The following is a 17,961-nucleotide window of genomic DNA, read 5'->3' as shown; positions in this document are numbered from 1 at the left end:
AAGGCAAAGGCTTCCATTCGCTGTGCAACGGCTATCTGCCACGTGCCCTTCGGGCCGAGGTCAGAAAGCAAGTGAGAGAGGTGAAGGCTGATGCTCCGGTACCTTGTCTACACGTTCGCCGCCATCTGGCTCATTCACGCGTTCTGGCCGTCGGTCGCGCATGCGCAGCAACCGCCCCGCCATGTCAGTCAGTGCCAGGCGATTGCAGAGGCCATACCGCAGGCGACCTTCGCCAGCTTCACGCCCGTTGCTGCCACCAAGGGAAAGGCCGTGGTCGGTGAGGTAACGATCACCTATCTCGGCCATTCCACCTTTCGGATCGAGACGCCAGACGGCGTGTCGATCGCGACCGATTACAATGGCTGGTTCGCGCCCTCGTCGCCTCCGACTGTCGCGACGATGAACAAGGCGCATTCGAGCCACTATACGCTGGCGCCTGACCCGGCGATCAAGAATGTGCTGCATGGCTGGGGCGAGAACGGCGTACCCGCCCGTCACGACCTTGTGGTGGGCGACACCTATATCCGTAACGTCACGACGGATATCCGTGCGGGTGGCGCGATGGAGCACGATGGCAACTCGATCTTCATCTTCGAGGTAGCGGATCTTTGCATTGGTCACCTCGGCCATCTTCATCACGAGCTCGACGACAGCCATTACCGCCAGATCGGCCGGCTCGATGTGCTCATGGTGCCTGTCGATGGCGGCCTGACCATGGGTGCCGAGAGCATGAGCCGGGTGGTCAGCCGGCTGCGCGCCTCGCTGATCCTGCCGATGCACCGCCGTGGCCCGCCGATCGACGCCTTTCTGGACATGTTCGGCGACGACTACGACAAACGCTTCGCTGACAGCGCCAGCATCAAAGTATCGTTGCGTTCCTTGCCAAGCAAACCATTGATTTATATTCTCAAGGGCGTCTGAACACTCAGGATCGCCCAATGAAGTTGCTTGTGGTCGGCGTTTCGATTTTTCTCTCCCTTTCGACCCTTGCCGCGGCGGGCGGCGCACCGCCACCGCGCATGCCCTCTCCCGAAGGACAACAGCAGCAAAGCCTACCCGAGACGGCAGCACAGCCCGTGGGCGAACAGGAGGTGTTCATGATGCCGTCGGGCAATATCGGCTGCGTCTACACGCCGGCCGGCGGCACCGCGGTGTACCAGCCTCAGGACGGCGGACCTGAGCTTGCCTGCGATATCGTCGCGCCGCGCTATGTGCGCGCCACACTCGGTCGCTCAGGGGCCGCCACACTCAATCACGCCGTTGGCGATCCGAGCTGCTGCTCGGCAGCTCAGGTGCTCGACTATGGGCAAAGCTGGACACGGGGGCCGTTCGCGTGTGCTTCCGAACGCACCGGCCTTTCCTGTCGCCGCGACGACGGGCACAGCTTCCTGCTCAGCCGTGCGCAGGTCTCTGCCGACTGAAAAGCCGCGCCCCGGCTGGACGGAAAGCGGCAATAAAACTATAAGGCGCCCCATTCCATTCAAATTCATGCATGCAGAGGGTGCCATGGCTGGCCATTCACAGTTCAAGAACATCATGCACCGCAAGGGCCGTCAGGATGCGGTGCGCTCGAAAATGTTTTCCAAGCTCGCGCGCGAAATCACGGTTGCCGCCAAGTCCGGCATGGCCGATCCGGCCATGAACGCGCGTCTGCGTCTGGCGATCCAGAACGCCAAGGCACAGTCGATGCCGAAGGACAACATCGAACGGGCGATCAAGAAGGCCTCCGGCGGCGACGCGGAAAACTACGAAGAAGTCCGCTACGAGGGCTACGGCCCGGGCGGCGTTGCCGTTATCGTCGAGGCGCTGACCGACAACCGCAACCGTACCGCCTCCAACGTGCGCTCGACCTTCACCAAGGCCGGCGGCGCGCTTGGCGAAACCGGTTCGGTTTCGTTCTCCTTCGATCGTGTCGGCGAAATCACCTACAAGCTCTCCGCCGGTGACGCCGACAAGGTGATGGAAGCGGCGATCGAGGCCGGTGCCGACGACGTGACCACCGACGAGGACGGCCACACCATCATCTGCGGTTTCGAAGCGATCGGCGACGTTTCCAAGGCGCTCGAAGACACGCTCGGCGAAGCCGAGACCGTCAATGCGATCTGGAAGGCGCAGAACACCGTGCCGGTCGATGAAGAAAAGGCGCAGTCGCTGATGAAGCTCATCGACACGCTCGAAGACGACGACGACGTCCAGAACGTCTATTCGAACTTCGAAGTGTCGGACGAGATCCTGGCGAAGCTGTCGGCCTGATCGGACGGCCTATCGTTACCGGAATATGCACCCGTGTCCGAAAGGGCACGGGTTTTTCTTGGGATGGCCCGATGACCTATGACTTCGCGATCTTCGATTTCGATGGCACGCTTGCCGACACGGCGGCGAGCTTCATGGCCGCGTGCAACAGTGCTGCACGGCGCTACGGCTTCCGCGAGCTTTCCGTCGAGGAATTCCAGTCACTGAGGACGATGGGCAATCGCGAGATCATCGCGCATCTCGGCGTGCCAATGTGGAAGCTGCCGCAGATTGCCGGCTTCATGCGCCGGGCCATGGCGTCCGAGGCCGCGTCCGTGCGGCTGTTTCCAGGTGCGGCCGATCTGCTTTTGCGATTGAAGGCGGCAGGCATCGGCATTGCGATTGTCAGTTCGAACGCGGAGGAGGGCATTCGCGCCGCGCTCGGCGACGTGGCGGCGACCGTCGATCTCTATGAGTGTGGCGCGGCGCTTTTCGGCAAGGCGCAGCACTTCAAGCGGGCGATCCGTCACTCCGGTCTTGATCCGGCGCGCGTGCTGGCGATCGGCGACGAGGCGCGCGACATCGAGGCTGCGCGCAAGGTTGGCGTGGCGGCTGGCGCCGTTTCTTGGGGCTATGCCGATCCGAACTTTCTGCAGGGGCTCGGACCGGATCGGTTCTTTTCACGCATGGATGAAATCGCACCGGCCTTCGGAGCGATCTGATTGCGGCTTCATGCGGCCTTGACGAGTTCCTTCTGCGCGTCGGCGAAGAGGCGAAGCGAATGCAGGCGCGCCTCCATGTCGAAGATCGGCATGGAAATGATCAGTTCATCGGCCTTCGTCTGATCGAGGAAGGTTCCGATTTTCCGGCGGATCGTCTCGGGCCCGCCGACGACGGCATACATCATCGAATGGTCGACGAAGATCTTTTCGTCATAGCTCCAGAGCCCATCCATCGATTGAACCGGCGGCGGGAACTGTCCGCGCGCATTGCGCCGCAGCGCCACGAAGGATTGCTGCATCGAGGTGAAGAGATAGTTGGCCTCTTCGTCCGTATCGGCGGCGACGCCCATGACACCGACCATGACATGCGGCTTGTCGAGCGTCTCGGACGGCGTGAAGCGCTCGCGATAGATCTCCAGCGCCGAAAGCAGCATGTCTGGCGCGAAATGCGATGCGAAGGCGAAGGGAAGGCCGAGCATGCCGGCGAGGTGAGCGCTGAAATGGCTTGAGCCCAACAGCCAGATCGGCACGTTGGTATCGGCGCCCGGAACGGCGATGATCTTCTGATCCTCTGCGACAGGGCCGAGCAGGGCCTGCAGTTCCACGACGTCGTTCGGGAAGTTGTTGCCGCTTGCTTCCATGTTGCGCCGCAGCGCCTGGGCGGTGCGCATGTCGGTGCCGGGTGCGCGGCCGAGGCCGAGGTCGATGCGGCCGGGATAGAGTGCGGCCAGCGTGCCGAACTGTTCTGCGATCACCAGCGGCGAATGGTTAGGCAGCATGATGCCGCCGGAGCCGACGCGGATCGTCTTCGTGGCTGCGGCCACATGCGAGATCACCAGCGAGGTCGCCGCACTGGCAATGCCTTTCATGCCGTGATGCTCAGCGAGCCAGAAGCGCTGGTAGCCGTTTTCCTCGGCAGCCTGGGCCAGACGGCGCGAGTTTTCGAGTGATTGGGCGATGCTGCCTCCTTGCGTGATCGGGGAAAGATCGAGGACGGAGAAAGTCGCCATGGCATGGAGCCCTTTATTGAGGGAAATTGATGAAAGGCTATGTAAGCTCAATTTTCCTCAATCCAAGGGCAGTGGCGAAGAAATCCTGAAGCCCGTCTCACCTGTGCGTATGTTTTTGTTTTGTTCACTTTTTGCTGGCAGCGTCCGGGCGAGCATCATAGGGTGAATTTCATGCAGAACACGATTCGCATCATCGGCATCGATCCGGGCCTCCGCCGTACCGGCTGGGGCATCATCGAGACGCTCGGCAACTCGCTGCGCTTCGTGGCCTCCGGCACGGTGACCTCCGATGGCGAGATGGATCTCGCCTCGCGACTCTGCCAGCTGCACGACGGGCTTGCCGAGGTGGTGCACAGCTACCAGCCGCACGAGGCGGCGGTCGAACAGACCTTCGTCAACAAGGATGCAACCGCGACGCTGAAACTCGGCCAGGCGCGTGGCATTGCGATGCTTGTGCCGGCGCGCGCGGGCCTCAGGGTCGCCGAATATGCACCGAACGCGGTCAAGAAGGCTGTGATCGGCGTCGGCCACGGCGAGAAGCAGCAGATCCACATGATGATCAAGGTTCTGATGCCGAAGGTCGAATTCAAGGGCAACGATGCGGCGGACGCATTGGCCATCGCCATTTGTCATGCTCACAACCGTCAATCGGTGACAAGCCGGCTCGCCGCATTGATGGCGTAGTTGCAGCAGATCTAAAGTGTTAAAGCGACCTTAGCGAGTCTTGTAGACGCGCGGCACTGTAGACAAGAAATTTTCCGATGGTCTGAGCGACCATCCCAGCCCACCGCGAGAGACGCCATATGATCGGCAAATTGAAGGGTACCATCGACGAGATCGGCGAGGATCATGTCGTGCTCGACGTGCATGGCGTCGGCTATGTCGCCTTTTGTTCGGCGCGCACGCTGTCCAAGCTCGGATCGGCCGGCGAGGCGGCGATGCTCTTCATCGAGACCTATGTGCGCGAGGACCAGTTGAAGCTCTTCGGCTTTCTGACTGCGCTGGAGCGGGAATGGTTCCGCCTCCTGCAAAGCGTGCAGGGCGTCGGCTCGAAAGTGGCACTCGCGGTACTTTCGACCTTGACGCCGGGCGAACTGGCAAATGCAATTGCGTTGCAGGACAAGACCTCGGTCTCGCGTGCGCCGGGCGTCGGGCCCAAGGTGGCGGTTCGTATCGTCACCGAGCTCAAGAACAAGGCACCGTCCTTTGCCGGCGAGATGTCGGGCTCGATCGGCCTCAAGCAGGAACTCGGCGAAGGGGTCGCGTCCGCGCCGGTATCGGATGCGGTTTCGGCGCTCACCAATCTCGGCTATTCACGCGACCAGGCGGCCAATGCGGTGGCCGCCGCGTTGAAGAATGGCGGTGAGGGGGGCGACAGTGCCAAGCTCATTCGCCTCGGCCTCAAGGAACTGGCGCGATGATCGCTTGCCTTGGCGGGGCGCTCAAGGCAGAACGGAAGAGGGCCGGACGCAGGTGAGTACCTGCGCCATGACGACTGACCAATTGGAACGAATGCATGACTGACGCGGCACGTCTGATAACGCCGGAAAAGCGCGGTGAAGATCTCGATGCGACCATGCGCCCGCAGTCGCTGGACGAATTCACCGGCCAGGCGGAAGCGCGCGCCAACCTGAAGATTTTCATCGAAGCGGCCAAGAACCGCGGCGAGGCGCTGGACCATGTGCTCTTCGTTGGCCCGCCCGGCCTCGGCAAGACGACGCTTGCGCAGATCATGGCCAAGGAACTCGGCGTCAACTTTCGCTCGACCTCCGGTCCGGTTATCGCCAAGGCTGGCGACCTTGCGGCTTTGCTTACCAATCTCGAAGAACGCGACGTGCTCTTCATCGACGAGATCCACCGGCTCAATCCGGCGGTCGAGGAAATTCTTTATCCTGCGATGGAAGATTTCCAGCTCGACCTGATCATCGGCGAAGGCCCGGCGGCGCGTTCGGTAAAGATCGATCTGTCGAAGTTCACGCTGGTCGCGGCGACGACCCGCCTCGGCCTCTTGACCACGCCGCTGCGTGACCGTTTCGGCATTCCCGTGCGCCTCAACTTCTACACGGTCGAGGAACTGGAATCGATCGTGCGCCGAGGTTCCCGGCTGATGGGCCTCGGCATGACAGACGATGGCGCGCGCGAGATCGCCCGCCGCGCCCGCGGTACGCCGCGTATTGCCGGCCGGCTGTTGCGGCGGGTGCGCGATTTCGCCGAAGTGGCGCGCGCCGAAGCCGTGACCAGGAAGATCGCCGACGAGGCGCTGACGCGGCTGCTGGTCGACAATATGGGGCTCGACCAGCTCGACCGCCGCTATCTCTTCATGATCGCACAGAATTTCGCCGGCGGGCCTGTCGGCATCGAAACCATCGCCGCCGGTCTCTCGGAACCGCGTGATGCGATCGAAGACATCATCGAGCCCTACCTGATCCAGCAGGGCTTCATACAGCGTACGCCGCGCGGTCGTATCTTGACCGCAAATGCCTGGAAACATATCGGCCTCAACCCGCCGAAAGAGGTCGAGGCGACGCAGTTCCGGCTGACACTCGAGGACGAATAGATGATTACCCGCCGCGGATTATTGAAAGTGATCGGCGGCGGTATCGCCAGCATGGCGGCGCTCGGCGGTTACGCCTTCGCCGTCGAGCCGTTGGCCCGGCTGAACGTGACCCGCTACACCCTGACGCCGCCCGGCTGGACGCCCGGGTTGAAGCTGCGCGTCGTCGCGCTCGCCGATATCCATGCCTGCGAGCCCTGGATGCCGGCAGGTCGCATCGCTTCGATCTGCCGTCAGGCCAACGCGCTGGGCGGCGACGTGACGGTGCTGCTCGGCGATTATGCGGCCGGCATGAACTTCGTGACCCGCTACGTGCATTCCAGCGAATGGGCGAAGGCGCTTGCGACCCTCTCGGCGCCGCTCGGCGTGCATGCCGTCATGGGCAATCACGACTGGTGGGAGGACAAGACCGCGCAGAAAAATGGCGGCGGTCCGACCTTCGGGCACAAGGCGCTGCAGGATGTCGGCATCAACGTTTACAGCAACCGGGCAATCCGGCTGGAAAAGGACGGGCAGGGCTTCTGGATCGCCGGTCTCGAAGACCAGCTTGCATTGGTGCCGGGCAAGAAGTGGCAGCGCCAGCGCATGGCGGGTCTCGACGATCTCGACGGCACGCTCGCACAGGTGAATGACGGTGATCCGGTCGTTCTGCTGGCACATGAGCCGGACATCTTCCCGAGCGTTCCCCCACGGGTCGCATTGACACTGTCGGGTCATACCCATGGCGGGCAGGTGCGGCTTCTCGGCTTCGCGCCCGTGGTGCCTTCGCGTTTCGGCGATCGCTATGCCTATGGGCACATGGTCGAGGACGACCGCAACCTGATCGTCTCCGGCGGTCTCGGCTGCTCGCTTGCACCGGTCCGTTTCGGCGTGCCGCCGGAGATCGTCGTCATCGACCTCGGTTAGCCCGGTCAGGCGTCGGGGGTTTTACGCCGACTTGCTGTCTGTGACCAACTCCCTGATCGTCGTCGCCAACAGCTCGGATCCGCCGGGTTGCCAGCCAAGCCGGCGCAACTTTTCGGTCGACATGACGAGATAGCCATCCGCTGAAGCGGCCTCCGGCAATGGGTGCCGAGACCCGGTCAGCGTCTGCACCACCGACAGGATTTGCCTGACATCGAGCAGCAGGTCCGAAACGTTGAAGACCTCACCGCGCACGGTGTCGCTATCCGCTTCCAGCATGAGCCGTACTGCGGCGCCGACGTCGTCGCCGTGAACTTCGGTGCCGATCCGAGGCTGGATCGGTTTTCCATCAAGATAGTTCGCAAACAGCTCGGCCCATTTGTGCTGCCTGCCAGGAGCGGCCGCGCCGTAAACGCCGGTGACGCGCAGGCTTGCCACGCTGAAATCCTCGGTCGCAAGCAGGCGTAGGTGATCTTCCACGGCGACCTTCACCGCGCCATAGAGCGTGTCCGGATCGGGTGCGAATGTCTCGTCGATGGGGCCTGGGCGCCTGCTGCCGTAGACGGCGCGGCTCGACAGGAAGACGCAGCGTTTGACGCCGGCAGCGCGAGCGGTCTCGAACAGGCGGATCGAGCCATCGATGTTCGCACGGCGAAAGCCCTCCGGATCATCGCCTTCACCGCCGCGATATTTGCCCTCGACATGGTCGAAGGCGGCATGAACAAAGCCGTCAATGCCATCGAACGCGGCGGACTGATCGCGATCCAGATCGAGGACGAGCGGAACGAAGGGGAGGTTGCGCGAGAAAAAGCTGTTATCGGGGGGATGGCGGCCGCTAACGAGCACCTCGTAGCGATGGGCGATCAAATGCTCGACGATGAAGCGGCCGACGAAGCCGGTGCCGCCGGAGACCAGCACCCTGCTCATCGGTGCGCCGGATTGGGGAGGGAGGCGATCTCCGGAATGTCGTCCCCGGTCAGGTAGGCGAACCAGAGGTCGATCAGTGGCCGCAGGGCCCCGGCACGCGGATGGTCTTTTTCCCAGGGCTTTTCATACTGGTAGTGCAGCACGCCGATCGAGCGCCAGTCCCAGAGCGCGGGCATGTTGAACCAGACATATTGCAGCATGTTCATCGTCACCGGCAGGCCGTGCCAATCCGGGAAGAAGCTTTGTAGGAAGGTCTGGTCGGTGCGTGGCCAGAAGGCATCGGGTGCGTCGAGCCGGTCGAGCATCCTGTCGAATGTCGCCAACGACGGTTCGGCGACGAAGACGCCGGAATTCAGCCGGTGAAAGTCGGCGAGGCTTTCATAGACATTCGGGGCCGCGGAGAATTCCGGATAGGCAAACAGCCGGTCGATGTTGCGGAGCACAACCGCGTCGGCATCAATGAAGACGCAGCGGCAGTATTCGGTTAATTGCCAGAGCCTGAGCTTGCAGAAGTTGTCGAGCGGCGAGTGGAAGGCCGGTTTGCGGCCCTTGGTGAAGGGTGCCTTCTCATGCACGTTCCGGCGCTGATGACGCTCGTTGAAGGCATCGGAAAGCGGCAAGAGATCGGTCTCGATCAGGCGACAGCCGAACTCGGCCAGCGGCGCCAGTGCTTCGAGCGCTACGCCGCCCGTATGGAGCACGACGATATCCGCCTTGGTGCTCGTGAGCCGGATGGAGCGTGCGAGCGCGCGGGCACCGAGCGCATAGTCGGCATTAGTGACGAGCGTCACGAAGGCATGATCGGCCAAGGGTGGCGAGGAGGGGCGCAGCCCCTCCGAAGGGTCGTTTGATGTCATGAAACGGATTTCAGCCGCTTGCCCTCTGGGTCGTGGTTGATCAGCGGCGCGATGTCCTTGGTCCAGGCGGAGACGGCAGGCACGCGCGTTCTATCGACACGATAGGCGAATTTCTTCGCGACATCGACGATTTCCGACAGCAGCCCGTCCTGCAGCCGCGTCGGGTTGAGGCCGAGGCCTAAGAACTTCTCATTGTGCACGACGAGTTCGTTCTCGGCCGCTTCCTTGCGCGGGTTCGGCAGCCAGGCGATCTGCGATCCTGAAATCGCTGCGATCATCTCGGCGAGGTCGCGCACCCGGTGGGTCTCGGTCATCTGGTTGAATATCTCGACGCGGCTGCCGCGGGCGGGCGGGTTCTTCAGCGCCAGCTCGATGCAGCGGACAGAATCCTGGATGTGGATGAAGGCGCGCGTCTGGCCGCCGGTGCCATGTACCGTCAGCGGATATCCGATCGCCGCCTGAATGAGGAAACGGTTCAAGACGGTGCCATAGTCGCCGTCATAGTCGAAGCGGTTGATGAGCTGGGCGTGGCGGCGCGTCTGCTCGGTATGGGTGCCCCAGACGATGCCCTGGTGCAGGTCGGTAATCCTGAGGCCGTCGTTCTTGGCGTAGAACTGGAAGAGCAACTGATCCAGGCACTTGGTCATGTGGTAGATCGAGCCGGGATTGGACGGATAGAGAATTTCCTGGCTGACGGTCTCGCCGCCCATCGTCTCGATACCGACAGGCAGATAGCCCTCGGGGATCGCAGCACCAATGGTCGAATAGCCATAGACGCCCATGGTGCCGAGATGCACGAGATGGGCGTCGAGCCCGAGTTCGACCAGCGCGTTCAGGAGATTGTGCGTGGCGTTGACGTTGTTGTTGACCGTGTAGTTCTTGTGGCGGTCGCTCTTCATCGAATAGGGCGCGGCGCGCTGCTCGGCCAAATGCACGATGGCATCAGGGCGATGCTCGGCGAGCCAGTTCTTGAGGAGCTCGTAGTCGCGGGCAAGATCGATGAGATTGAAATGGATGCGCCGGCCGGTTTCTGCATGCCAGATGCGGGTGCGTTCCTGGATCGAATCCATCGGCGTCAGCGATTGCACGCCGAGTTCCGTATCGATCCAGCGGCGGGAGAGATTGTCGAGGATATGGACGTCGTGGCCCGTATCGGACAGGTGAAGAGCCGTAGGCCAGCCGACGAAACCGTCGCCACCGAGAATCGCAATCTTCATGCACGTTCTCCTGATCGAGGGAAGGAAGTCCGTCACGTGATAGGATAGGATTGTGACAACGCTGCAATGCTTGCAAATGGCTTTTTGTTCCTGCACAGGAAACGGGATGTACTTGCGGAGAAAAGCATGTCCCTGATTTCGCTTGCAGGCGAACTGACCGAAAACGGCCATCGGCTGATCCAGCGCGTCTATTACGAAGACACCGATTTTTCCGGCGTCGTCTATCACGCCCGCTACCTGCACTTCATGGAGCGCGCCCGCACCGATTTCCTGCGCCTGCTCGGCGTCGAACAGGCGACGCTCGCGATCGAAGGTGACAGCGAAGGTCTGGTCTTCGTCGTCCACCGCATGGAAATCGACTTCAAGCTGCCTGCGCGTATGGACGATATCCTGACGATCACCACGGTCACGGAGAAGGCCGGCGGCGCCAAGATGGTGCTGCTGCAGGAAATCCGTCGCGGCGAGCAACTGCTGATCGCCTCCAAGGTGATCATCGCCGTCATCAACGGCCAGGGCCGGCCGCGGCGGCTGCCGGAGGCGCTAGCCTACAAGTTCCATCACGCCAAGGAGAGCGCCGGCCAGCCCGGCACGTCCTCGACAAACACGGTTTAGTCGACGTCCTCGACTCCGAGCTTGTCCAGAATCTTCCTGGTCAGGGATTGCCTGACCTTCGCCAGGTCCCGCCAGGGATCTATGCCGCTTTCAATCCGTTCGAGAATGTCGGGGATCCGGAAGCCGTTGGCGGCTTCAAGCGCGGAAAGCTCGTCCCAGCTGATGGGTGTTGCCACCGGTCCGCCGGATCGTGCTCTCGTGGAATAGGGGGCGATCGCGGTCGCGCCGCGCTCGTTCCTCAGCCAGTCGATGAAGATGCGGCCCTTGCGCTTCTCCTTCGACATGGTGGCGACGAAATTGTCCGGTTCGCGCTCGGCAAAACCCTGGGCAAAGGTCTTGGCGAAGCCCTTGGCTTCTGGCCAGGTGGCCCGCGCTACCAATGGCACGATGACATGGACGCCCTTGCCGCCCGTGACCATCGGTATCGATTTCAGCCCGATCTCGTCGAGCGCGTCGTGCAGCGCCACGGCCGCCGTCTTGACCACCGCGAAGTCGAGGCCCTCGTCGGGGTCGAGGTCGAAGATCAGCCGATCGGGGGTCTCAAGCTTGTCGAAGCGCGAGCCCCAGATGTGGAACTCCAGCGTGCCCATCTGCACGGCAGCGACCACTCCTTTGGCGTCGCGCACATACATGTAGTTCTCGGTCTCGCCGGAGCTCTCCGTGACGGGAACTTCCTTGATCTCGTCCGGGAAGCCTTCACTCGCATGCTTCTGGTAAAAACGTGGTCCCTTGACGCCTTGCGGGGCGCGGACAAGCGACAGCAGATGCTCGGCGGCGTATGGCAACATCCGATCCGCGACGACGGCATAGTAGCGGGCGAGATCGAGTTTGCTGATGCTCTGACCTTCGAACAGGATCCGCTCCGGATGGGTGATCCGCACGCCGAGGACCGTTTCCTCTGCTGCGCTCGAGCTATCTTTCGTGCTCGACGCCTTCGCGGCTTTCACCTGGGATTTGCCCCGGGACTTCGTTGCCGGTTTCGGCGTTTCGGGTGTCACGGCACTTGCCTCCTTGCGCTTCCGTTGCCCCTCGGAAATCGTCCTGGTCGAGAGTGTGGGCGATTTGCTCTGTTTCGTCGACGGCGGATCGACTGCGCCGGCCCTGAGGTTCTCTGATGTGCTCCTGTTGGAAGCCCAGACATGTTTCTTCCGTTCGCCTTCTCCCGCGGCGATCTCGTCCATGGTCCGGCCGGTGGTGACGCTCGTCTGATGATCCTCCAAGAGAATTTCGCCATCTTCGGTGGCGATGTCGTCACTTTCCTTGATGAGCAGCCAGTTTTCGCGCTTCTCGCCAGGGCGTGGCCGCATGCGGACCAGCGCCCAGCCACCTTGCAGGCGCTCACCGTGCAGATGAAACGTCAGCTTGCCTTCGCGCAATCCTTCATCCGGATCGTTTTCCGGCTCCCACCAGCCGGTGTCCCACAACATGACGGTGCCGCCGCCATATTGCTTCTCGGGGATTGTTCCTTCGAAATCGCCATAGGCAAGCGGGTGGTCTTCGGTGCGAACGGCGAGACGTTTGTCCTGCGGGTTGAGGCTCGGTCCCCGGGTCACGGCCCAGCTTTTCAGCACCCCGTCCCATTCCAGCCGGAAATCGTAATGCAGGCGCGTCGCGTCATGTTTCTGCACCAGGAAGCGCTTGCGCTTCCACCGGCTGTGGCTGCGGCTGCCTCTGGGCTCGCGGGTCTCCTTGAAATCGCGGCGCTTGTTGTATTCGGCGAGCGGATCACGGCGTGCAGCCATTACCCGCCTCCACTCAATCGTCGGAGGGTTGGCGTCCCATCATTGGATTCAGTCGGTCGGGTCTCGTGGGCGAGGGCCCGTTCGATGTGGGCGATATCCTCGCTTGTGACAACCGGAACTGGATCGGAGATGATTGCCTGAAGGACATCGGACGACAGAACGCCGTGGGCAAGCGCGTCCTCCAACGCCGCGCGGGTTTCGCGCTCGGCCTTGAGTTGGGCGTAAAGCGCCAGGATCAGCCGGTCCCGTGGATCAAAATGCGGTGAGGAGGGCCGTTTGTCGCGCTGTCGTGTCGTCTGCTGAGCCATGGCGAAGAAACGTGCCCGGCGAACGTAAGTTCCGGCGGCCAGATGATACTGCAAAGACACAGTTCGGTAACGGTTGCTTAACCATAATGGTGTCTTAATCACTGCATCAGGATTTGTGCAGTGCACGTCATCCTTTGACCAAAATTGACGGCAAGAAGGCAACCTAAAGCTAATAAAGGTCGCGATGGTGCGATCTACGGCGGTGCCGGGCATTCTTGCAAACAGGACGTTTGGGCTACCCGGTCACGAGCATGAGCAGCTCTTGCCGGGTGTTTGGATTCGGGGACTGAAGACGATGGAACAGGTTGGATTGGCCGCTGCGACGCACGATGTGACCCTCTGGTCGCTGTTCATGCAGGCGGGCTTTGTCGTGAAGCTGGTCATGCTGGGGCTGATTGCCGCCTCGGTCTGGACCTGGGCGATCGTCGTCGACAAGACGCTGAACTACGGCCGTGTGCGCCGTCAGCTCGATAGCTTCGAGCAGGTGTTCTGGTCCGGACAGTCGCTGGAAGAGCTCTACCGCACGCTTGCCGACCGGCAGACCGCCGGCATGGGGGCGATCTTCGTTTCCGCCATGCGCGAATGGAAGAAGAGCTTCGAACGCGGCGCCCGCTCGCCGATCGGCCTGCAGATGCGTATCGACCGCGCCATGGACGTGACGCTTTCACGGGAATCGGAATCGCTCGAAGCCCGCCTCGGCTCGCTCGCGACGATCGGTTCGGCCGCACCCTTCATCGGCCTCTTCGGTACGGTCGTCGGTATCATGACCTCGTTCCAGGCGATCGCCGGTTCGAAGTCGACCAACCTTGCGGTCGTGGCGCCCGGTATTGCCGAAGCGCTGCTCGCCACGGCGATTGGCCTTCTCGCCGCTATCCCGGCAGTTATCGCCTACAACAAGTTTTCGGCCGACGCCGGCAAGCTCTCGGCGCGCATGGAAGCTTTCGCCGACGAGTTCTCGGCCATCCTGTCGCGGCAGATCGACGAGAAGCTGCAGAGCCCGCGTCAGGCCGCGCAATAATCGCCAGAGAATACGGAGACCACGCTGATGGGTATGTCGGTTGGCGGAGCCAAGGGTTCGGGCGGCGGTCGTCGTCGCCGCGGCGGCAGGAAAGCGATCATGAGCGAAATCAACGTCACGCCCTTCGTGGACGTGATGCTGGTGCTGCTCATCATCTTCATGGTGGCAGCACCGATGATGACGGTCGGCGTGCCGATCGACCTGCCGGAAACGCAGGCGAAGGCGCTCAACTCCGATACGCAGCCGATCACCGTTTCGGTCAATCCGGCCGGCGAGATCTTCCTGCAGGAAACGCCGATCGCGATCGAAGAGGTTGTGCCGAAGCTCGAGGCGATTGCCACCACCGGTTACAACGAACGCATCTATGTTCGTGGCGACACCAATGCCGACTACGGCACGGTGATGAAGGTCATGGCACGCATCTCGGCCGCCGGGTTCAAGAACCTCGGCCTCGTGACGCTGCAAGAACAGGAAAAGTGATCGTCCACGATGAAGGGCAGTCTCGCTACATCTGCTGTCCTCCACGCCATGGTCTTGACCTGGGCGCTGGTGTCGCTTGGCAGCCCGGCTGACTTTCAGGTCGCCGACGTCGAGGCTCTGCCTGTCGACATCGTTCCCTACTCGGAAATGACGCAGGTTCAGCAGGGCGACAAGAAGGCGCCGAAGAAGGAGACGTCGTCGCCGGTTCCGACCAAGCGTCCGGAAACGAACCAGCCTGCCGAGAATGTCGGCGACAACGACACGGACCTGAAGACGCCGCCGACCCCGAACGCCAAGCCGTCGAAGAGCGAAGCCACGGCCTCTCCGGAAAAGAACGAAAAGCCCGAGCCGACGCCCGATCCGGTCGAACAGGAAATCAAGAAGGTCGAGGAGACGAAGCCCGCCTCCGAGCCTGCGACCGAAGTTGCGGCATTGCCGGAACCGAAGCAGGAAGTGAAACCGGAAACCAAGCCGGAACCGGCGCCAGCCGAAGAAAAGCCGGCGGAGAACCCGGAAGCCGAAGCGTTGCCCGAAAAGGTGCCGACGCCGGCCGCAAAGCCCAAGGTCGAAAAGCCGGCCCAGAGCGCCAAAACGCCTGAGCGCAAGAACGAGGCAACGCCGAAGGAACAGAAGAAGGCAGCCTCCACCGAGGAAAGCAAGTTCAACGCCGACGAGATTGCAGCGCTGCTCAACCGGCAGGATCCGTCCGCCGGTGGCGCCAAGCGCTCGACGCAAGAGGCGGCGCTCGGCGGCAAGAAGACCGTCGGCGTGGGCCTCAGCGCCAACGAGATCGACGGCGTGAAGGGCCAGATCCAGAGCAATTGGGCGCTGACCGCCGGCTTGACTGGTGTCGCGGAGGTTCGCGTCACGATCCGCGTACAGCTGGATCCGGCCGGCAACATCGTCGGCGAGCCTGAGGTCACCGCAACCGGCGGGCCTGAGGGTACGCGCCGCGCTGTTGAAAGCAGCACCATGCGCGCGCTCCGCCGCTCAGCTCCGCTACAAAACCTGCCGCCCGAAAAATATGAAGGCGAAAAAGGATGGAATACCCTCGTGCTGAATTTCGACCCCTCGGAATTCGCGCTTTAACGCTGCCGGTATTGGAACCCATGCCGGATAGCAAACCAACCCTGCAAACCCTTCATACTAAGCTGAAAGGCTTGTCTCTATGATCAAGGTCTCTCTTTTCCGTGCCCTGATGGTGGCTGCGGGCATGTTGGTCGCCGTCGTGGCGGCAGCGCCCGCAAACGCGGAAGTTGTCATCGACATCAATAAAGGCAAGGTCGAGCCCTTGCCGATCGCGGTTACCGACTTCCTCCAGGGTGAACTCGGCCAGAAGATCTCCGACGTTGTCGCAGCCGACCTCAAGCGGTCCGGCCTATTCGCACCGATCAACAAGGGCGCCTTCATCGAGAAGATCAGCAATCCTGACGCCACGCCGCGCTTCGAGGACTGGAAGGTCATCAATGCGCAGGCGCTTGTCACCGGCCGCGTGACGCAGGAAGGCGACGGCAGGCTGAAGGCTGAGTTCCGCCTGTGGGATACGTTCGGTAGCAAGCAGATGACCGGCCAGCAGTTCTTCACCCAGCCGGAAAACTGGCGCCGCGTCGCCCACATCATCGCCGACGCCATCTATGAGAGCGTCACCGGTGAAAAGGGCTATTTCGACACGCGCATCGTCTATGTCGCCGAAAGCGGCCCGAAGACGGCGCGCAAGCGTCAGCTGGCCATCATGGACCAGGACGGGTTCAACGCCCGTGCGCTCACCAATTCCAACGACATCGTGCTCACGCCGCGCTTCTCGCCGAACCGCCAGGAAGTCACCTACATGTCGTTCGAAAACCAGCAGCCGCGCGTCTACCTGCTGCAGCTCGAGACCGGACAGCGCGAAGTCGTCGGCAACTTCCCCGGCATGACGTTTTCGCCGCGCTTCTCGCCTGATGGCCAGCGCGTGATCATGAGCCTGCAGCAGGACGGTAACGCCAACATCTATACGATGGACCTGCGCTCGCGCACGACGACACGCCTCACCAACACGGCCGCGATCGACACGGCACCGTCCTATTCGCCTGACGGCAGCCAGATCGCCTTTGAAAGCGACCGTGGCGGCGGCCAGCAGATTTACGTCATGGGTGCCGACGGCTCCGGCCAGCGTCGCATCTCCTTCGGAGACGGTCGCTATTCGACGCCGGTCTGGTCGCCGCGCGGGGACCTCATCGCCTTCACCAAGCAGTCGGGCGGCAAGTTCTCGATCGGCGTGATGAAGCCCGACGGTTCGGGCGAACGCATCCTGACCACCGGCTTCCACAACGAGGGGCCGACCTGGGCGCCGAACGGCCGCGTGCTGATGTTCTTCCGTCAGGGCGCCGGTGCCGGCGGACCGCAGCTCTATTCGATCGATATTTCCGGCTACAACGAGCAGCCGATCCAGACGCAGGGCTTCGCATCCGACCCGGCCTGGTCGCCGCTGCTCGAGTAGATCACGATGAGGAGCGGGATGCGGGCGGAAAACCGCACACAGTTTTCCTCATCCCGCTCTGGCCTGACCCGATTTGCGGCGGGAAAATGTGGCAGCGATGCCGCTTTCTCGCCGCAAAGTGCTGGTCTAGCAGGCCCCGAGCTAAAATTATCGATTTGTTAACCATAACTGTTGAAAAGCGATTAACCGCTTCCGGTTACAGTCTGGCAACCGTGAATTCAGACACTTCCCAAGGAGACCGGCGCATGAGCCGAATTGACACCCCGGCCGTAGGCCGCATGCAGACCATCGCTCGCAACCCGGTCATGATCGCCCTGGTCATGACGCTTGCTATCGCTGGCTGTGCATCGAAGAAGAACATGCCGAACAATGCCAACGAGCTCGGCCTCGGCGGCGCGGGCGCCGCAACGCCGGGTTCGCAGCAGGACTTCACCGTCAACGTCGGCGACCGCATCTTCTTCGACACCGACTCCACCTCGATCCGCGCCGACGCGCAGCAGACGCTCGCCCGCCAGGCCCAGTGGCTCGCCAAGTACCCGAACTACGCAATCACGATCGAAGGCCATGCCGACGAACGCGGCACGCGCGAATACAACCTTGCGCTCGGCGCCCGCCGTGCGGCCTCCACGCGCGACTACCTCGTCAGCCAGGGTGTTCCGGCAAACCGCATGAAGACGATCTCCTACGGCAAGGAAAAGCCGGTTGCCGTCTGCGACGATATCTCGTGCTGGTCGCAGAACCGCCGCGCGGTTACCGTCCTCGGTGGCGCTGGCATGTAATCTCACGGCCGAGCCTGGCTCGGTCGGGTAGCATGACGTGTTCGGGGGAATGCCCGTGTTCCAGGGAACACACCGTGTTCCTAAGATCACAGACTTCTAAATTAAAAGGGCGGCTCTCAGC

20 protein-coding genes are annotated in these 17,961 nt (G+C 62.2%); 14 read left to right on the top strand and 6 right to left on the bottom strand.

The features are described from left to right. Positions 1-87 precede the first annotated feature (87 nt). The 4 genes from ACN9MO_RS14670 to ACN9MO_RS14655 all read left to right on the top strand — a co-directional run bounded on the left by ACN9MO_RS14670 (position 88) and on the right by ACN9MO_RS14655 (position 2,954). Positions 88-921, top strand: coding sequence for an MBL fold metallo-hydrolase (locus ACN9MO_RS14670; protein WP_112997178.1), 834 nt, complete (start codon positions 88-90; stop codon positions 919-921). Between the two features lie 17 nt (positions 922-938). After that, positions 939-1,421, top strand: a complete 483-nt coding sequence (locus tag ACN9MO_RS14665) for a hypothetical protein (RefSeq protein WP_425985409.1) — start codon at positions 939-941, stop codon at positions 1,419-1,421. Between the two features lie 85 nt (positions 1,422-1,506). Beyond that, positions 1,507-2,253, top strand: a complete 747-nt coding sequence (locus tag ACN9MO_RS14660; RefSeq protein WP_057254682.1) for a YebC/PmpR family DNA-binding transcriptional regulator — start codon at positions 1,507-1,509, stop codon at positions 2,251-2,253. A gap of 71 nt (positions 2,254-2,324) precedes the next feature. Further along, positions 2,325-2,954 (top strand): HAD hydrolase-like protein, encoded by a 630-nt coding sequence (locus tag ACN9MO_RS14655; protein ID WP_057254683.1) that lies wholly within the window; start codon positions 2,325-2,327, stop codon positions 2,952-2,954. A gap of 8 nt (positions 2,955-2,962) precedes the next feature. On the opposite strand, the gene ACN9MO_RS14650 is transcribed toward ACN9MO_RS14655, so the two are convergent. Beyond that, positions 2,963-3,964 carry an LLM class flavin-dependent oxidoreductase gene (locus tag ACN9MO_RS14650; protein WP_057254684.1) on the bottom strand — a complete coding sequence of 334 codons (1,002 nt, stop codon included), beginning with the start codon at positions 3,962-3,964 and terminating at the stop codon, positions 2,963-2,965. 171 nt (positions 3,965-4,135) lie between these two features. Between ACN9MO_RS14650 and ruvC the strand changes: the two genes are divergently transcribed. The 4 genes from ruvC (at position 4,136) to ACN9MO_RS14630 (ending at position 7,424) form a co-directional block, all read left to right on the top strand. Then, a complete protein-coding gene (ruvC, locus tag ACN9MO_RS14645; protein ID WP_057254837.1) occupies positions 4,136-4,648 on the top strand; it encodes a crossover junction endodeoxyribonuclease RuvC in 513 nt (170 codons plus the stop codon). Between the two features lie 119 nt (positions 4,649-4,767). Next, positions 4,768-5,385 carry a Holliday junction branch migration protein RuvA gene (gene ruvA, locus ACN9MO_RS14640; RefSeq protein WP_057254685.1) on the top strand — a complete coding sequence of 206 codons (618 nt, stop codon included), beginning with the start codon at positions 4,768-4,770 and terminating at the stop codon, positions 5,383-5,385. A gap of 95 nt (positions 5,386-5,480) precedes the next feature. Beyond that, positions 5,481-6,521 (top strand): Holliday junction branch migration DNA helicase RuvB, encoded by a 1,041-nt coding sequence (gene ruvB, locus ACN9MO_RS14635; protein ID WP_057254686.1) that lies wholly within the window; start codon positions 5,481-5,483, stop codon positions 6,519-6,521. Then, positions 6,522-7,424: a metallophosphoesterase gene (locus tag ACN9MO_RS14630; RefSeq protein WP_057254687.1), complete on the top strand. Its 903-nt coding sequence runs from the start codon at positions 6,522-6,524 to the stop codon at positions 7,422-7,424. It begins immediately after the preceding gene. Positions 7,425-7,445: 21 nt separating this feature from the next. Here the strand turns inward: ACN9MO_RS14630 and ACN9MO_RS14625 are convergent, their stop codons facing one another. Genes ACN9MO_RS14625 through ACN9MO_RS14615 form a run of 3 tightly spaced genes read right to left on the bottom strand, consistent with a single transcriptional unit; the run spans position 7,446 to position 10,422 of the window. Beyond that, the gene (locus tag ACN9MO_RS14625; RefSeq protein ID WP_112997177.1) at positions 7,446-8,348 is read right to left on the bottom strand and encodes an NAD-dependent epimerase/dehydratase family protein; all 903 of its coding nucleotides are present in this window, start codon (positions 8,346-8,348) and stop codon (positions 7,446-7,448) included. Then, on the bottom strand, positions 8,345-9,205 hold the full coding sequence (locus ACN9MO_RS14620) for a glycosyltransferase (RefSeq protein WP_057254689.1): 861 nt from the start codon (positions 9,203-9,205) through the stop codon (positions 8,345-8,347). The genes ACN9MO_RS14625 and ACN9MO_RS14620 overlap by 4 nt, the downstream gene beginning before the upstream one ends. Continuing rightward, positions 9,202-10,422: an NAD-dependent epimerase/dehydratase family protein gene (locus tag ACN9MO_RS14615; protein ID WP_112997176.1), complete on the bottom strand. Its 1,221-nt coding sequence runs from the start codon at positions 10,420-10,422 to the stop codon at positions 9,202-9,204. The genes ACN9MO_RS14620 and ACN9MO_RS14615 overlap by 4 nt, the downstream gene beginning before the upstream one ends. Before the next feature lie 126 nt (positions 10,423-10,548). On the opposite strand from ACN9MO_RS14615, the gene ybgC reads away from it, so the two are divergent. Then, positions 10,549-11,034, top strand: a complete 486-nt coding sequence (ybgC, locus tag ACN9MO_RS14610; RefSeq protein ID WP_058321040.1) for a tol-pal system-associated acyl-CoA thioesterase — start codon at positions 10,549-10,551, stop codon at positions 11,032-11,034. On the opposite strand, the gene ligD is transcribed toward ybgC, so the two are convergent. Both ligD and ACN9MO_RS14600 read right to left on the bottom strand, forming a co-directional pair. Beyond that, on the bottom strand, positions 11,031-12,776 hold the full coding sequence (ligD, locus tag ACN9MO_RS14605; protein WP_112997174.1) for a non-homologous end-joining DNA ligase: 1,746 nt from the start codon (positions 12,774-12,776) through the stop codon (positions 11,031-11,033). The genes ybgC and ligD overlap by 4 nt on opposite strands. Continuing rightward, entirely contained in the window at positions 12,776-13,084 is a 309-nt protein-coding gene (locus ACN9MO_RS14600; RefSeq protein ID WP_113132260.1) for a hypothetical protein, read from the bottom strand. The genes ligD and ACN9MO_RS14600 overlap by 1 nt, the downstream gene beginning before the upstream one ends. 295 nt (positions 13,085-13,379) lie before the next feature. Between ACN9MO_RS14600 and tolQ the strand changes: the two genes are divergently transcribed. The 5 genes from tolQ to pal all read left to right on the top strand — a co-directional run bounded on the left by tolQ (position 13,380) and on the right by pal (position 17,840). Then, the gene (gene tolQ, locus ACN9MO_RS14595) at positions 13,380-14,102 is read left to right on the top strand and encodes a protein TolQ (RefSeq protein ID WP_057254694.1); all 723 of its coding nucleotides are present in this window, start codon (positions 13,380-13,382) and stop codon (positions 14,100-14,102) included. A gap of 27 nt (positions 14,103-14,129) precedes the next feature. Continuing rightward, positions 14,130-14,582 carry a protein TolR gene (gene tolR / locus ACN9MO_RS14590; protein WP_110879104.1) on the top strand — a complete coding sequence of 151 codons (453 nt, stop codon included), beginning with the start codon at positions 14,130-14,132 and terminating at the stop codon, positions 14,580-14,582. Positions 14,583-14,591: 9 nt separating this feature from the next. Then, complete coding sequence (locus tag ACN9MO_RS14585) at positions 14,592-15,671, top strand: hypothetical protein (protein WP_112997173.1); 1,080 nt, start codon at positions 14,592-14,594, stop codon at positions 15,669-15,671. Between the two features lie 79 nt (positions 15,672-15,750). Next, on the top strand, positions 15,751-17,061 hold the full coding sequence (gene tolB / locus ACN9MO_RS14580; protein WP_057254696.1) for a Tol-Pal system beta propeller repeat protein TolB: 1,311 nt from the start codon (positions 15,751-15,753) through the stop codon (positions 17,059-17,061). Positions 17,062-17,306: 245 nt separating this feature from the next. Continuing rightward, positions 17,307-17,840 carry a peptidoglycan-associated lipoprotein Pal gene (pal, locus tag ACN9MO_RS14575; RefSeq protein ID WP_057254697.1) on the top strand — a complete coding sequence of 178 codons (534 nt, stop codon included), beginning with the start codon at positions 17,307-17,309 and terminating at the stop codon, positions 17,838-17,840. The last annotated feature ends 121 nt before the right edge of the window (positions 17,841-17,961 follow it).

It is taken from the genome of Ensifer sp. R-19 (assembly GCF_049905105.1).
Taxonomy (GTDB): Bacteria; Pseudomonadota; Alphaproteobacteria; order Rhizobiales; family Rhizobiaceae; genus Ensifer.
The sequence above is the reverse complement of the archived record's forward strand: the minus strand, read 5'-3'. Positions and strand labels throughout refer to the sequence as shown.

Bases quoted from the DNA above. Each gene is read 5' to 3' on its own strand.
- ACN9MO_RS14665 (WP_425985409.1), top strand. From the start codon at position 939: ATGAAGTTGCTTGTGGTCGGCGTTTCGATTTTTCTCTCCCTTTCGACC.
- ACN9MO_RS14660 (WP_057254682.1), top strand. From the start codon at position 1,507: ATGGCTGGCCATTCACAGTTCAAGAACATCATGCACCGCAAGGGCCGT.
- ACN9MO_RS14655 (WP_057254683.1), top strand. From the start codon at position 2,325: ATGACCTATGACTTCGCGATCTTCGATTTCGATGGCACGCTTGCCGAC.
- ACN9MO_RS14650 (WP_057254684.1), bottom strand. From the start codon at position 3,964: ATGGCGACTTTCTCCGTCCTCGATCTTTCCCCGATCACGCAAGGAGGC.
- ruvC (WP_057254837.1), top strand. From the start codon at position 4,136: ATGCAGAACACGATTCGCATCATCGGCATCGATCCGGGCCTCCGCCGT.
- ruvA (WP_057254685.1), top strand. From the start codon at position 4,768: ATGATCGGCAAATTGAAGGGTACCATCGACGAGATCGGCGAGGATCAT.
- ruvB (WP_057254686.1), top strand. From the start codon at position 5,481: ATGACTGACGCGGCACGTCTGATAACGCCGGAAAAGCGCGGTGAAGAT.
- ACN9MO_RS14630 (WP_057254687.1), top strand. From the start codon at position 6,522: ATGATTACCCGCCGCGGATTATTGAAAGTGATCGGCGGCGGTATCGCC.
- ACN9MO_RS14625 (WP_112997177.1), bottom strand. From the start codon at position 8,348: ATGAGCAGGGTGCTGGTCTCCGGCGGCACCGGCTTCGTCGGCCGCTTC.
- ACN9MO_RS14620 (WP_057254689.1), bottom strand. From the start codon at position 9,205: ATGACATCAAACGACCCTTCGGAGGGGCTGCGCCCCTCCTCGCCACCC.
- ACN9MO_RS14615 (WP_112997176.1), bottom strand. From the start codon at position 10,422: ATGAAGATTGCGATTCTCGGTGGCGACGGTTTCGTCGGCTGGCCTACG.
- ybgC (WP_058321040.1), top strand. From the start codon at position 10,549: ATGTCCCTGATTTCGCTTGCAGGCGAACTGACCGAAAACGGCCATCGG.
- ligD (WP_112997174.1), bottom strand. From the start codon at position 12,776: ATGGCTGCACGCCGTGATCCGCTCGCCGAATACAACAAGCGCCGCGAT.
- ACN9MO_RS14600 (WP_113132260.1), bottom strand. From the start codon at position 13,084: ATGGCTCAGCAGACGACACGACAGCGCGACAAACGGCCCTCCTCACCG.
- tolQ (WP_057254694.1), top strand. From the start codon at position 13,380: ATGGAACAGGTTGGATTGGCCGCTGCGACGCACGATGTGACCCTCTGG.
- tolR (WP_110879104.1), top strand. From the start codon at position 14,130: ATGGGTATGTCGGTTGGCGGAGCCAAGGGTTCGGGCGGCGGTCGTCGT.
- ACN9MO_RS14585 (WP_112997173.1), top strand. From the start codon at position 14,592: ATGAAGGGCAGTCTCGCTACATCTGCTGTCCTCCACGCCATGGTCTTG.
- tolB (WP_057254696.1), top strand. From the start codon at position 15,751: ATGATCAAGGTCTCTCTTTTCCGTGCCCTGATGGTGGCTGCGGGCATG.
- pal (WP_057254697.1), top strand. From the start codon at position 17,307: ATGAGCCGAATTGACACCCCGGCCGTAGGCCGCATGCAGACCATCGCT.